At 74.7% G+C, this 13,443-nt stretch carries 11 protein-coding genes; 7 read left to right on the top strand and 4 right to left on the bottom strand.

Annotated elements, in window-relative coordinates; translation table 11 throughout:
* Positions 1-77: 77 nt before the first annotated feature.
* Complete coding sequence (locus tag ACVWNX_RS02440; protein WP_454412179.1) at positions 78-1,541, top strand: SDR family NAD(P)-dependent oxidoreductase; 1,464 nt, start codon at positions 78-80, stop codon at positions 1,539-1,541.
* Positions 1,542-1,998: 457 nt separating this feature from the next.
* Positions 1,999-2,172, top strand: a complete 174-nt coding sequence (locus ACVWNX_RS02435; RefSeq protein WP_454412178.1) for a hypothetical protein — start codon at positions 1,999-2,001, stop codon at positions 2,170-2,172.
* A gap of 77 nt (positions 2,173-2,249) precedes the next feature.
* Here the strand turns inward: ACVWNX_RS02435 and ACVWNX_RS02430 are convergent, their stop codons facing one another.
* Entirely contained in the window at positions 2,250-3,662 is a 1,413-nt protein-coding gene (locus tag ACVWNX_RS02430; RefSeq protein ID WP_454412177.1) for a lipase maturation factor family protein, read from the bottom strand.
* A 101-nt stretch (positions 3,663-3,763) separates the two neighbouring features.
* Between ACVWNX_RS02430 and ACVWNX_RS02425 the strand changes: the two genes are divergently transcribed.
* The 3 genes from ACVWNX_RS02425 to ACVWNX_RS02415 all read left to right on the top strand — a co-directional run bounded on the left by ACVWNX_RS02425 (position 3,764) and on the right by ACVWNX_RS02415 (position 8,201).
* Entirely contained in the window at positions 3,764-5,857 is a 2,094-nt protein-coding gene (locus ACVWNX_RS02425; RefSeq protein WP_454412176.1) for a SpoIIE family protein phosphatase, read from the top strand.
* Positions 5,858-5,867: 10 nt separating this feature from the next.
* A complete protein-coding gene (locus tag ACVWNX_RS02420) occupies positions 5,868-6,731 on the top strand; it encodes an Fpg/Nei family DNA glycosylase (protein WP_454412175.1) in 864 nt (287 codons plus the stop codon).
* Between the two features lie 294 nt (positions 6,732-7,025).
* Positions 7,026-8,201, top strand: a complete 1,176-nt coding sequence (locus tag ACVWNX_RS02415; protein ID WP_454412174.1) for a macrolide family glycosyltransferase — start codon at positions 7,026-7,028, stop codon at positions 8,199-8,201.
* 288 nt (positions 8,202-8,489) lie between these two features.
* Here ACVWNX_RS02415 and ACVWNX_RS02410 read toward each other — a convergent pair whose 3' ends face one another.
* Entirely contained in the window at positions 8,490-9,344 is an 855-nt protein-coding gene (locus ACVWNX_RS02410; protein ID WP_454412173.1) for an ABC transporter permease, read from the bottom strand.
* Positions 9,341-10,252: an ABC transporter ATP-binding protein gene (locus ACVWNX_RS02405; RefSeq protein ID WP_454412172.1), complete on the bottom strand. Its 912-nt coding sequence runs from the start codon at positions 10,250-10,252 to the stop codon at positions 9,341-9,343. Before ACVWNX_RS02405 ends, ACVWNX_RS02410 begins: the two co-directional genes overlap by 4 nt.
* 132 nt (positions 10,253-10,384) lie before the next feature.
* Here ACVWNX_RS02405 and ACVWNX_RS02400 point away from each other — a divergent pair, with 132 nt between their 5' ends.
* Positions 10,385-11,626, top strand: coding sequence for a sensor histidine kinase (locus ACVWNX_RS02400; protein WP_454412171.1), 1,242 nt, complete (start codon positions 10,385-10,387; stop codon positions 11,624-11,626).
* 62 nt (positions 11,627-11,688) lie between these two features.
* Positions 11,689-12,336: a response regulator gene (locus ACVWNX_RS02395; protein ID WP_454412170.1), complete on the top strand. Its 648-nt coding sequence runs from the start codon at positions 11,689-11,691 to the stop codon at positions 12,334-12,336.
* Positions 12,337-12,443: 107 nt separating this feature from the next.
* Here ACVWNX_RS02395 and ACVWNX_RS02390 read toward each other — a convergent pair whose 3' ends face one another.
* Entirely contained in the window at positions 12,444-12,902 is a 459-nt protein-coding gene (locus tag ACVWNX_RS02390; protein WP_454414607.1) for a hypothetical protein, read from the bottom strand.
* Positions 12,903-13,443: the final 541 nt, after the last annotated feature.

The raw sequence follows: 13,443 nt of genomic DNA, 5'->3' as shown, positions 1-13,443 counted from the left end.
CGCTTTCGGACACCCACCCCCACCCCGGCCCGGGCCGACACCCGGGTCCCGGCGGACCGAGCGGCACGAGGAACGGCATGACGGCGACAGAGGACCTCCCCATCTACGGTCCGGGCATCGACCCGGAGCGGCTCGCCGTCTGTCTGAGCGTGCTGGAGGAACTCGACACGCTGGAGGTCGACCACCCGGACGCGATCACCGTCCGACGGGCCACCGCCGGGATCTACCGCACCGTGAAGCAGCGCCGCCGCCAGGAGCGCAGGGCGGCGAAGACCGAGCACGACCGGGCCGTCACCGAGGCCACCGCCACCGGCTCCGCCGAGCGGATCGACGACGAGACCCAGGGCATCCTGCCCTCCGGCTCGGCCCTCGGCGAACTCGCCGGGATACTCCAGCGCCCGCGCTCCTGCTACACCTGCAAGACGCGGTACGTCGAGGTGGACGCCTTCTACCACCAGCTCTGCCGGGACTGCGCCGCCGCCAACCGCGCCAAGCGCGACGCCTCCGCCGATCTGACCGGCAAGCGCGCCCTGCTGACCGGCGGCCGGGCCAAGATCGGCATGTACATCGCACTGCGGCTGCTGCGCGACGGTGCCCACACCACGATCACCACCCGGTTCCCCCAAGACGCCGTCCGCCGCTTCAAGGCGATGCCCGACAGCGCCGACTGGATGCACCGGCTGAAGATCGTCGGCATCGACCTCCGGGACCCCGCCCAGGTGGTCGCCCTGGCCGACTCGGTGAGCGCGGCCGGTCCGCTCGACATCCTGGTCAACAACGCCGCCCAGACCGTCCGCCGCTCCCCCCGGGCGTACAGCGAGCTGATCGCCGCCGAGTCCGCCCCGCTGCCCGCCGGTGAGCTGCCCGCCTCCGAGGTCATCGGGGGCTTCGGTTCCGGGGCGGTCGCCGCGCTGCCCGCCGCCCGGGAGGGCGGGCTGTCCGCGCGGGACGTCACCGAGCTGGCCCTGGTCTCCGGCTCGGCGTCGCTGGAGCGGATCGCCGCCGGGACCGCCATCGACGCGGGCGGTCTGGTGCCCGATCTGCACGCCTCCAACAGCTGGGTGCAGACCGTCGACGAGGTCGACCCCGTGGAGCTGCTGGAGGTCCAGCTCTGCAACTCCACCGCCCCGTTCATCCTGATCAGCCGGTTGCGCCCGGCGATGGCCGCCGCCGTACGGGCCGGGGCGCGGCGCGCGTACATCGTCAACGTCTCCGCGATGGAGGGCGTCTTCGAGCGCGGCTACAAGGGCGCCGGGCATCCGCACACCAACATGGCCAAGGCCGCGCTCAACATGCTGACGCGCACCAGCGCCCAGGAGATGTTCGACCGGGACCGCATCCTGATGACGGCCGTGGACACCGGCTGGATCACCGACGAGCGCCCCCACCCCGACAAGATCCGGCTCGCCGAGGCCGGGTTCCACGCCCCGCTGGACCTGGTGGACGGCGCGGCCCGGGTGTACGACCCGATCGTCCGGGGCGAGGCGGGCGAGGACCTCTACGGCGTCTTCATGAAGGACTACGCGCCCGGCAAGTGGTGAGGGGACGCGCCGTCCGGTCCGGACGGCGCGCCGTCCGGACTCACCCGGACGGATCAGCCCGCCCGTACGGCCCGGGGCGGGAGCCGACCGGCTCCCGCCCCGGGCCGTACGCGTAGGGGGGTGCCCCGGCGCCGGAAGACAGGGGGGCGTCCGGTGCCGGACCGTGACCAGATGGATTCCTCACACAGTTGGACACCCCGGTTTGTTACCTACGCTATAGAGCGGACACGTGCTCAGATGGTTAATCTGTACCGGACAGACGGCACCAAGGGGTTCGTACCCGGACTCCCTCCGATGCCGTCCGCCCCGGGACGGACCGCTCATCCGGTCCGCCCCGACGAGTCCCGGCGCCACCGCGTCCGAACCGTTTCCCACCCAGGCCCGTCGGCGCCGGGCACCCGCAGACAGCGTGAAGCCGGACCGCCCGGAGGGTGACCTCAGACAGAAGGAGTGCGCGGTGACACCAGAGAAGACCACGGGGGAGAAGCTCGCGGAACCCGTCGAACGGACCGTCCGCCGGGGACCCGAGACGCTCGGCAGCCTGGAGGTGTGGTCCCGCTCGGCGCCGATCCGGCTCGCCGGGTACGAGGACGACCTCGCGGAGCCGCACATCCTGCCCAGCGTGGACTGACGTCCGCGATCCGTCCGGGGACGCGCGCCGGTCGGGCCCCGTCCCCGGGTACGGCTCCCCGCGGGACCCGGTCGCCGTCAGCCCGCGCGGGTGGGCGGCAGGAAGTCCCGTACGTACGTCCGGGTCCAGCAGGCGCCCGTCCTCCGCAGCTCCGGTCCGGTGGTGAAGGAGTAGCGGAACAGCCGCGCCCGGACGTGGCGCGGCGGCGCGTCCGGCGGGAACGGACTGTGCCGCAGCAGCCGCAGGGTGTCCCGGTCACCCCTCAGCAGCCGTTCCACGAAGGCCCCGAACCACGGCTCCGCGTACGCCGGGGACAGGGCGGCGAACCACATCAGCCAGTCCAGCCGCAGATGGTACGGCGCGAACTGGCGCGGCCAGCGGCGCACGTCCCCCGGCTTCCCGTGGAACTCGTACGCCCGCCAGTCGCCGTCCCGCCGGGGCACCGCGTCGGCCGTGCCCTCGACGACGACCTCGTACCGGACCCGGCTGACGCTGCCGAACGCCCCGTAGCTGTTGACCAGGTGCAGCGGGTCGAACGAGCGGTTCATGACCTGCCGCCGCGACAGCAGATTGCGCGCCGGACGGTAGCTGAGCACCGCCACCAGCACGGTCACCGCGATCACCACCGCCGTGTACCAGGCCGGGGCGCCGCCCGTCGCGGGCGGGGGCCCGGGGGCGCCCGGGAGGTCCAGTACGGAGACCGCCAGCGCGATCGTCAGCCAGTTCAGCCAGGCGAAGTTCCCCGACAGCACCAGCCACAGCTGGGAGACGATCATCGCGCCCGCCGCCCAGCTCGCCACCGGCTGCGGAGCGAACAGGAACACCGGCACCACCAGCTGGGTGACGTGGTTCGCCGCGGCCTCCACCCGGTGCAGCGGACGCGGCAGCCGATGGAAGAACCAGCTCAGCGGACCGGGCATCGGCTGGGTCTCGTGGTGGTGGAAGAGACAGGTGAGCCGCCGCCAGCAGGGATCGCCCCGCATCTTGATCAGCCCCGCGCCGAACTCCACCCGGAACAGCGTCCAGCGCAGCAGCACCAGCACCAGCAGCGGGGGCGCCACCTCGTCGTTGCCGAGGAAGACCGCGAGGAACCCCGTCTCCAGCAGCAGCGACTCCCAGCCGAAGCCGTACCAGGTCTGCCCCACGTTCACCACCGACAGGTACATCGCCCAGGGCACCGCCCACAGCGCCATCGCCGCCCCCAGCGGCAGCCACCGGTCCGCTCCGGCCAGCAGCGCCGCCGACACCGCGCAGCCCGCCCACGCCCACAGCGCGTAGAAGCGGTCCGAGTAGTGCAGCCGGAACACGCTCGGCGCCCGCCGGGCGGGCACCCGCGCCACGTACCGCCGCACCGGGAGCATGCCGTCGTCGCCCAGCAGCGCCCGGAACTGACGGGCCGCCCCCAGGAACGCGCACAGGTACACGGCGGCCAGCAGCCGCTGGAACAGCTCCCGGGCGAGCCAGTAGTCGGGCTCCGTGAACCATCGCACCCCTCCATGGTGCCGCCCGTCACTCCCGGTGACCGTACGGGCGGGCATCCGGGCGAACCCGAAAAGTCGAACTATCGCGGTGGTGGTGGGAGGGTGGGCCCATGGCAGAGCGGGGAGCGAGAGACCCGTCACTCCCGGACGACTGGCCCGCCGCGCCGGAAGCGATCCTGTCGTTCACCCGCACGGGCAGCTTCGACTGGGACCTCGACAGCGGGCGGATGCACCTGGACCCCGCCGCCCTCGCCCTGCTCGACCTCGACCCCGACGAGTTCGACGGCAGCCCCGCCGGGCTCTCCGCGCGGATCCCCCCGGCCGACGCCCAGCGCCTGGACGCCCGGGTCGCCCAGGCCATGAAGAGCGGCGGCGAGACCTACGACGGCTACTTCCGGGTCCGCCACCGCGACGGCGTCCTGCGCTGGAACCACACCCAGGCCCGCATCCTGCGCGACGGCGACGGTCGGCCGCACCGCATCGCCGGGACCGTCCGGGACGCCACCGCGGACCTCGGCGACACCACCGCCCGCGCCCCCCACCCCACCGGCCGGGCCGCCCGCCACGCCAGCGTCGTGCGGATCGCCACCGACGCCCTCGCCCACGCCCGCACCGTGCAGGACGTCATCGACGTGCTCAAGGACACCCGGGGCATCACCCACCTCGGTGCGACCAGCCTGGTCCTCGGACTCGTCGAGGCCGGACGCATCCGGCTGGTCGCCGAGGGCCCCGTCGGCAGCTTCGTGCCGGGCACCCGGATCACCCGCGTCGACGAGCCCTATCCGATGAGCGAGGTCGTACGCACCCTCACCCCCCGCTTCATCGAGTCGGCGGAGGAGTTCGCCGACTCCTATCCCGTGCTGTGGCCGCACCTCACCGAGCTGCGGATCACCTCCGCCGCCTATCTGCCGCTGATCGCGCAGGCCCGGCCCATCGGCGCCCTCGGGCTGCTCTACCACGACCGCCACGGCTTCACCGCCGAGGAACGGGACGTGCTCGTCGCCCTCGGCAGCAGCATCGCCCAGGGGCTGCGCCGCGCCATGTTCTACGAACAGGAGAAGGACCTCGCCACCGGCCTCCAGCGCGCCATGCTGCCCCGCACCGTCCCCGCCGTCCCCGGCGCCGACATCGCGGTCCGCTACCGCTCCGCCGCCCTCGGCCGGGACGTCGGGGGCGACTGGTACGACGTGATCCCGCTGCCCGGCGGCCGGGTCGGCGCCGTCATCGGCGACGTCCAGGGACACGACACCCACGCCGCCGCCGTCATGGGCCAGCTGCGGATCGTGCTGCGCGCCTACGCGGCCGAGGGCCACACCCCGGCCACCGTCATGGCCCGCGCCTCCGTCTTCCTCCACGAACTCGACACCGAACGCTTCGCGACCTGCCTGTACGCCGAGGCCGACCTGTCCACCGGAGTCGTCCAGCTGGTCCGCGCCGGACACCTCGACCCGCTGATCCGCCACACCGACGGCACCTGCCGACGGCTGCCCGTCACGGGCGGACTGCCCCTCGGGCTCTCCGCCGAGTTCGGACGGCTGGAGTACGCGGTCACCACCGTCGAACTCGACCCCGGCCAGACCCTCATCCTCTGCACGGACGGCCTGGTGGAGACCCCCGGCGCCGATCTGGACGACGGGCTGATGGCCCTCACCGGCCTCGTCGAGGAGGGCCCCCGCGACCTCCAGAGCCTTGCCGACCGGCTCTGCTCCACCGCCCATGAACGCGGTGGCGACGACGACGTGGCGCTGCTCCTGCTGCGCCGCCTCGGCGTCGGCGCCCCGCAGTCCGGGGGACGGCTCCAGCAGCGGGTGCCGCCCGGCGACCCCGAGGCGCTGCGCGGGGCCCGCCGGATGATCCGCTCCGCCGTGGTGGCCTGGGGCGCGCGGGACCGGGCGGACGAGATCGAACTCGTCGCGGACGAACTGATCACCAACGCCCTGATCCACACCGAGGGCCCCGCCACCGTCACCCTGCGCGTCCTCACCGGAACGGAACGCCGCTTCCGGGTCGAGGTCGAGGACCCCTCCAGCGCGCTGCCCCGCCGCCGGGACGCCGGAGCGGCGGAGGTCTCCGGCCGGGGCCTGCTCCTGGTCGACCTGCTCGCCGACGTCTGGGGGGTGGAGTCCAGGGGCGGCGGCAAGTGCGTGTGGACCGAGTTCGCCGTCCCGCCGCGCACCCCGGGCGGGCCGCCGTCCGCCGTGTGAGGCTGGAGCCATGCCCGAGCTGCCGGAAGTCGAAGCCCTCCGGGACTTTCTCACCGAGCGCCTCACCGGCCACGAGATCGTCCGGGTGCTGCCCGTCGCGGTGAGCGTGCTCAAGACCCACACCCCGCCGCTCACCGCGCTGGAGGGGCACGCCGTCGGCACGGTGCGACGGCACGGCAAGTTCCTCGACATCGCCACCGAGGACGGCCCCCACCTGGTGACGCACCTGGCCCGCGCGGGCTGGCTGCACTGGCGGGACCGGCTCCCCGACGGCATGCCCCGCCCCGGCCGGGGCCCGCTGGCGCTACGGGTCGCCCTGGAGACGGGGGAGGGCTTCGACCTCACCGAGGCGGGCACCCAGAAACGGCTCGCCGTGTACGTGGTGGACGACCCCCAAGAGATCCCCGGAGTGGCCCGGCTCGGCCCCGACCCGCTCGACCCGTCCTTCGACGAGGCCGCCCTCGCCCGGCTGCTGACCGGGGAACGCCGCCGGATCAAGGGCGCCCTGCGCGACCAGAGCCTGATCGCGGGCATCGGCAACGCCTACAGCGACGAGATCCTGCACGCCGCGAAGATGTCCCCGTTCAAGATCGCGGCGTCCCTCACCCCCGGGGAGACGACCACCCTGTACACCGCGCTGCGCACCACCCTGACCGAGGCGGTCACCCGCTCCCACGGGGTCGCGGCGGGACGGCTCAAGGCGGAGAAACGCGGTGGGCTGCGGGTCCACGGCCGGGCCGGGGAGCCGTGCCCGGTCTGCGGGGACACCATCCGCGAGGTCTCCTTCCGGGACTCGGCGCTGCAGTATTGCCCCACCTGCCAGACCGGGGGCAAGCCCCTGGCGGACCGGCGTCTCTCCCGCCTCCTCAAGTGACCTCCCGGCACCGCGCCGGGGCACGTCCGACGCGGCCCCCGGTCCGGTCCGGCCCAGCCGTTCCGACGCGCTCCCCGTCCCGGCGCTCCCCGCCCCGGCCGGTCACCGGAAAACCAGATGCCCCGTGGCGCGCGGGTCGGCTAGGGTCACCCGCATGTCCTCCTTCCGACAGCTCTACGGCTGACACGGCCGGGACGGCCGAGAGCCGTCCCGCACCCCCGCACGCGCGCTGACCACCAGCGCGCGGGCGCCGCTGTGTCCTTTTCCGCCGCAGACCCGAAGTGAGTGACCACCATGTCCCGTCGCCGTGCCCATATCGCGATGATCGGCGTCCCCGCCGTCAGCCATGTCCTGCCCAGCCTCGACGTCATCCGCGAACTGGTGGCCCGGGGCCACCGCGTGACCTACGCCAACGACCCGGCGGTGGCCGGGCTGATCGAGCCCACCGGAGCCGAACCCGTAGCCTGCCCCTCGGTGCTGCCGGTCGCCGACAACGACTGGCCCGAGGACCCGGTCGCCGCGATGGGCCTCTTCCTCGACGACGCCGAGCGGGCACTGCCCCGGCTGCGCGCCGTCTACGACCGCGACCCGGCGGACCTGTACCTGTACGACATCGGCGCCTACGCCGCGCGGGCCCTCGCCGAAGCACAGGGCCGCCCCTTCCTCCAGCTCTCCCCGACGTTCGTCGCCTGGGACGGCTACGACCAGGAGGTGGGGGAGTACCTCCGTCAGCTGCCGGGCGCCGACGCCCACCGGGCCGACTTCGCCCGGTGGCTCGCCGGTTGCGGGGCCACCACCACCGACGTGGACGAGTTCCGCGGCGCGCCGCCGAAGGTCCTGGCCCTGATCACCCGGGCGATGCAGCCGCACGCCGACCGGGTCGACCCCGGCCGGGTGACCTTCGTCGGACCCTGCTTCGACCCGGCGGCGGACCCGGAGCGCTGGACCCCTCCGGCGGGCACCGAGAAGGTGCTGCTGGTCTCCCTCGGCTCGGCGTACACCCGTCAGCCGGAGTTCTACCGCCAGTGCCTGGCGGCCTTCGGCGGGCTGCCCGGCTGGCACGTGGTGCTCCAGATCGGCAAGTACACCGACCCGGGGGAACTCGGTGACGTCCCGGCCAACGTCGAGGTGCGTTCCTGGGTGCCGCAGCGGGCGATCCTGGAGCGGGCGGACGCCTTCGTCACCCACGCGGGCATGGGCGGCTGCGGGGAAGGGCTGCGGGCGGGCGTTCCGATGATCGCCGTGCCGCAGGCCGTCGACCAGTTCATGAACGCCGACCGGCTCGTGGAACTGGGCGTGGCCCGCCGCCTCGACACCGCCGAGGCCACCGCCGGGAACCTGCGGACGGCCCTGACGGAGCTGCTCGCCGACCCGGAGGTCGCCCGTCGCTCGGCACGGCTGCGCGACGAGGCGCGGGCCGAGGGCGGCACCTCCCGCGCCGCCGACCTCATCGAGGAGGCGCTGGGCTGATCCACGCCCCGTTCCGCCCGGGTGCCGTGACCCGTGTTCCCTGACCGGGTCGCGGCCCCCGGGCGTCCGTGGTCCGTGACCGGGTCGCGGCCCCCGGTGTCCTGTTCCCTGACCGGGACGCGGCTCCGGGCGTCCGGTGCCCGTTCGCGACTCGTGCGCCCGGTGCCGGTACCCGTCCGTCCGGGAGCCGTGACCGGGGAGCGGCGCCCGTCCGTCCGGAGACCGTCATCCGGACGGACGGGCGGCCGTCACCCGGACCGGGGCACGGCCGCCCGGCGGACGGCACCCTCACACGTCCCGCCGTCGCACCGTCTCCACGGCCACCACGACCGCCGCGCCCGCCCAGGCCGCGAACACCGTCCACGCCCCGGTGACGGTGACCGGGTACTTCTCCGGCGGTCCGGGCCGCTCAGGGTTCTCCACCAGTGCCGCCCAGGCGCTCAGCGGCATCGCGTTCCCGATCTCCGCGACCCAGCGGTACGTCTCCCCGCGGAACAGCGCGGGCAGCAGCAACAGCACCCCGGCGACGGCCAGCACACCGCCTGCCACGTGCCGGACCACGGCGGCGAGCGCCAGCCCCACCAGACCGCACACCGGGGCGAGCAGCGCGGCGGCGGTCACCGCCCGGAGCGCCCCCGGATCGCCGGGGCCCAGCCCGCCCTGGTCCCGCAGCAGCCACTGCGTCACCCCGAACGACCCCCAGGACACGACCGTGCCGAACCCGGTGAGCGCCACCGCCACCACCAGGGCCTTGGCCGCGACCACCGCCCGCCGGTCGGGCACCGCGGCGAACGTGGCCCGCACCAGTCCCGAGGCGTACTCGCCGGTCAGGGCCGCCGCCCCGAAGGCGCCCGCCGCCAGGATCAGCAACTGCCACGCGGGATCGGCGAACGCGGTGGACAGGGGGTCGAAGAGGAAGGGCGGATCCGGGCGGCCGGGCGGCAGCCGGGGCTGTCCGGCCAGCCGGTCCGCGTTGACCCGGGCGGAGTTGGCGTTGATCCCCGTCACGGTGAGCGCGGTGCCCAGGAGCAGCCATCCGGTCAGGGGCGGCGCCCACAGCTTGCCCCACTCGGCGGCCACCAGGTCGGTGAAGCGCGCCCGTCCCGCGAACCGCCCCCGGTACCCGGCCGTCGCGGCGCTCACGCGGCGGCCCCCGTCCCGTACTCGACGCTGTCCGAGGTCAGTTCGAGGAACGTCTCCTCCAACGACGCTCTCCCCGGCGTCAGTTCCGCCAGGGGAACGCCCAGGCGCGCCGCGACGGCGCCCACCTCGGCGGCGGTCGGACCGGTCACGGTGTACGCGCCGTCCCCGTCCGGGCGGACCTCCGAGCCCCGGTCCCGAAGCGCGGGCAACAGCAGCCCCGGCTCGGGCGTCCGCACGGTCACCCCCGTGTCGCGTCCGCGCGCCGCGAAACCGGTCAGCGGCCCCTCCGCCAGGAGTCTGCCCCGGCCGATGACGACCAGGTGGTCGGCGGTGTGCTCCATCTCGCGCATCAGATGGCTGGAGACCAGCACCGTGCGGCCCTCCCCGGCCAGCCGCCGGAACAGCCCGCGCACCCAGCGCACCCCCTCCGGGTCCAGCCCGTTGAGCGGTTCGTCGAACAGCAGCACCGGCGGGTCCCCGAGCAGCGCCGCGGCGATCCCCAGCCGCTGCCGCATGCCCAGCGAGAACCCCCGCACCCGGCGGTCGGCGACGGCCCCGAGGCCGGTCTCCGCCAGCACCTCGTCCACCCGGCGGCGCGGCAGCCCGTTGCCCCGGGCCAGCGCCGTGAGATGGGCGCGGGCCCGGTGGCCGCCGTGCGCGTCCCCCGCGTCGAGCAGCGCCCCGACCCGGTGGAGCGCGCGGGGCAGCCCGGCACAGGACCGGCCGTCGACCGTGACGGTGCCCCGGGTGGGCCGGGTGAGCCCGAGGACCATCCGCAGGGTGGTGGACTTGCCGGATCCGTTGGGCCCCAGGAACCCGGTGACCCGTCCGGGGGAGACGGTGAAGGACAGACCGCGCACGGCGGTGGTCCGGCCGTAACGCTTGACGACCTCATGGACTTCGATCATGCGTCCCACCGTGCCCGGCCCGGCGCCGCCGGGGCGTCGGCTCCCGGGCCGCACCGTCCGCTCCGGGGGTGGCCCCCGGGCGTATGCCCCGGGGCCGATGTCCTGACCAGGGACTCTCCTTATGATCGGGGCATGACCACCGCTGATCGGGGCAGGACCGCCCTGGTTCGGATGACGACCGCCGAACCGTTCCGCACGGCGCGGTCCTTGCGCCCGCCACCGGCGGTGGCCGGGGCACTGGCCTGGTGCGGTGCCCTCGCCTACCCCGCCGTGCTCCACGCGGCGGTGGCGGCCGAACCCGAGCCGACCGGCGTCCGGTTGCTGCCGTCGGCCCTGTGCGCCGTCCTGGTCGTGGCCCTGGTGCCGCGCCGCCCGCTGCCCGCGCTGGCCCTGGTCCTCGTCGCCTCCTTCCTCGCCACCACCACGGCCGCCGCCCAGGTCCCGCCGTTCCGTCCGCCGGGGGAGGGGCCCGGCCCGCTCTGGCAACTCGGTTACCTCCAGGCGCTCCTGGCGGACGCGGTGGTGGCCTGGATCGTGGCGACCGGCCCGGGGGTGCTGCGGATGGCCGGGGCCGCCGGGACGGCCTTCGCGGCGCAGGCGCTCGGCGCCTCGTCCTACCGCTCGGGCTCCGACGCCTACGTCTCCACCCTGGTGTTCCTGGTGGTGGCGCTCACCGTGGCCTGCACCGCCGGACACCTGGTCCACGAGCGCCGTCGGCACGCCGCCGTGGACCTGATCCGCTCCCGGGAGCTCGCGGTAAGCGCCGAACGGCTGCGCATCGCGCGGGAGTTGCACGACGTGGTCGCCCACAGCATCGGCGCCATCGCCATCCAGGCCGGGGTGGGCCGCCGGGTGATCGACACCCGGCCCGGGGACGCCCGGGACGCGCTGACCGCGATCGAGGGCACCAGCCGGGAGACCCTCGCCGGGCTGCGGCACATGCTGGGGGTGCTGCGCAGCGCCGACCCCGAGGGACCGCCGCCCGCCCTCGCGCCCGCCCTGGCCGACCTCGACCGGCTGGTCGGCACCGCGCGCGACGCCGGGGTCCGGGTCGGGGTGGAGTGGTCGGGCGCACGGCGTCCGCTCCCCGCCGACGTGGAGCTGGCGGCCTTCCGGATCGTCCAGGAGGCGCTCACCAACGTGATCCGGCACGCGGACGTCACGGAGTGCCGGGTGACGGTGGAGTACGGCGACGACGCCCTCTCCCTGACGGTCACCGACGAGGGCCGGGGCACCACGGCGGAGTCCGGCCGGGGGTACGGCCTCACCGGGATGCGGGAACGCGCCGCCCTGCTGCGCGGCCGCTGCACGGCCGGGCCGCGCCCCGGCGGCGGGTTCCGGGTGACGGCCTGGCTGCCCGTGGCGGACCGGTGACCGGGGGCGCGGGGGCCGGGGCCACCGGGACCCCGTCCGGCCCGGAGTCCGGGGAGGTCTCGGTGCTCCTCGTCGACGACCAGCCGCTGGTCCGGGCCGGGTTGCGGGTCCTCATCGCGGACAGCCCCGGTCTGATGCTCGCGGGGGAGGCGGCCGACGGCGCCGAGGCCGTCCGGCTCACGGCCGAACGGCGGCCGGACGTGGTGGTGATGGACATCCGGATGCCCGGGATGGACGGGGTCGAGGCCACCGGTCTGATCACCCGGGGACCGGCCGCCTCCCGGGTCCTGATCCTCACCACCTTCGACGACGACGCCCATGTGTACGGGGCGCTGCGGGCGGGCGCCAGCGGGTTCCTGGTCAAGGACATGGACCTGGACGAGATCCTGACGGCGATCCGGGTGGTCGCCGGGGGCGAGGCGCTGCTGGCGCCCCGGGTCACCCGGCGGCTCATCGGGGAGTTCGCCGCCCGCCCCGAGCCCGCCGTGGCCCGCCCGGCCGCCGCCGGGGGGATCACCGCACGGGAACGGGAGGTGCTGACCCTGGTCGGCGGCGGCCTCTCCAACCGGGAGATCGCCGACCGGCTGGTGATCAGCCCCGCCACCGCCAAGGCCCATGTGGGGCGGCTGTTCACCAAGTTGGGGGCGCGGGACCGGGTGCACCTGGTGATCACGGCCTATGAACTCGGTCTGGTGACGCCCTCGCGCTGAGACGCCCCCGGACGGACGGCTTGGCTGGCGCCCCGGGCAGACCGGACGCGCTCCCGCCGTCCGTCCGGCGCGCCCGCCGCGTCCGGACGGTCGGAACAGCCGGACGGTCAGAACAGATGGATGGCCAGATGTCCCAGGGGGACGCCGAGGCGCCACGCGGGTGTCCACACCTGCTCGTTCTCGTCGACGGCGGCACCGGTGCGCCGCCAGGCGAGCCCGGTGTCGAGGTCGGGGGCGAGCAGTTCGGTGTGCTCCAGCCAGCGCCACGCGGCCTCGGCGAGCCGGAGGTCCGGATTGACCCCGCCCCGGGCGCGCTCCCGGGCGGCGAGTCCGGCGAGCCGTTCGCGCACCCACTCCTGCCAGGGATGGCCGTACGCCGTCAGCGAGAGCCACTCGTCGAGCTGGGAGACGACCCGGATGCCCGACAACTCGTCGTTGAGGTCGGAGAGGTAGGCGGTGAGGGCGAGCGTCTGCCGCCCGGCCCGGAACTCCAGGGTGCTGGAGGGGACGAGATCGCCGGTGCGGAGCACTTCGTCCGCGATGTACTCGGCGTACAGCCAGGCCATGGGGATCACGAGTTCGTCGCCACTCGTGCCGTTCGTTTTGTCGGGCAGCACCGTTCCACCTTCTCTCGGACCCCGGCGCCCCGTGGACTCCGTGCCGGACCGGCACGGAGCCGGGGCCCGGGACGCGCCGCGGGTCCGGCTCACTCACGTTGACTCTGTGCTTCGCGGGCGGGCCTGCCGGGGTACGCGTGTCCCCGGACGGCAAGCCACAGGTGTGACGCAGGGGTGGGGCGCCCCGGCGTCCGGTCGGCCGAGCCCTCACATTACGGCCGTCCCTGGCGGAATGTGACGGTGAATCGTGAACCGAATCATCGGCGGGCCGCCCCGGGTGGCGTCGGACGGCAGGGGCGGCGGAAGAGCGGAGGGAGCCTCCGCGCCTCCGCAACCGTCCCGGGGGCCGCATCCGGGTCTTCCCGTCGCATCCGACGCACCGGAGGCGTGAATTCCGCTACACAGCGTCGCGCATCGGGTACGTGCGGGGGTTGAACGGCGGACCATCGTCACGCAGTGAAAGCGGCCCGAGTGAAACGTGAGATGCGTC

This window comes from Streptomyces sp. JNUCC 64 (assembly GCF_054484115.1).
The sequence above is the reverse complement of the archived record's forward strand: the minus strand, read 5'-3'. Positions and strand labels throughout refer to the sequence as shown.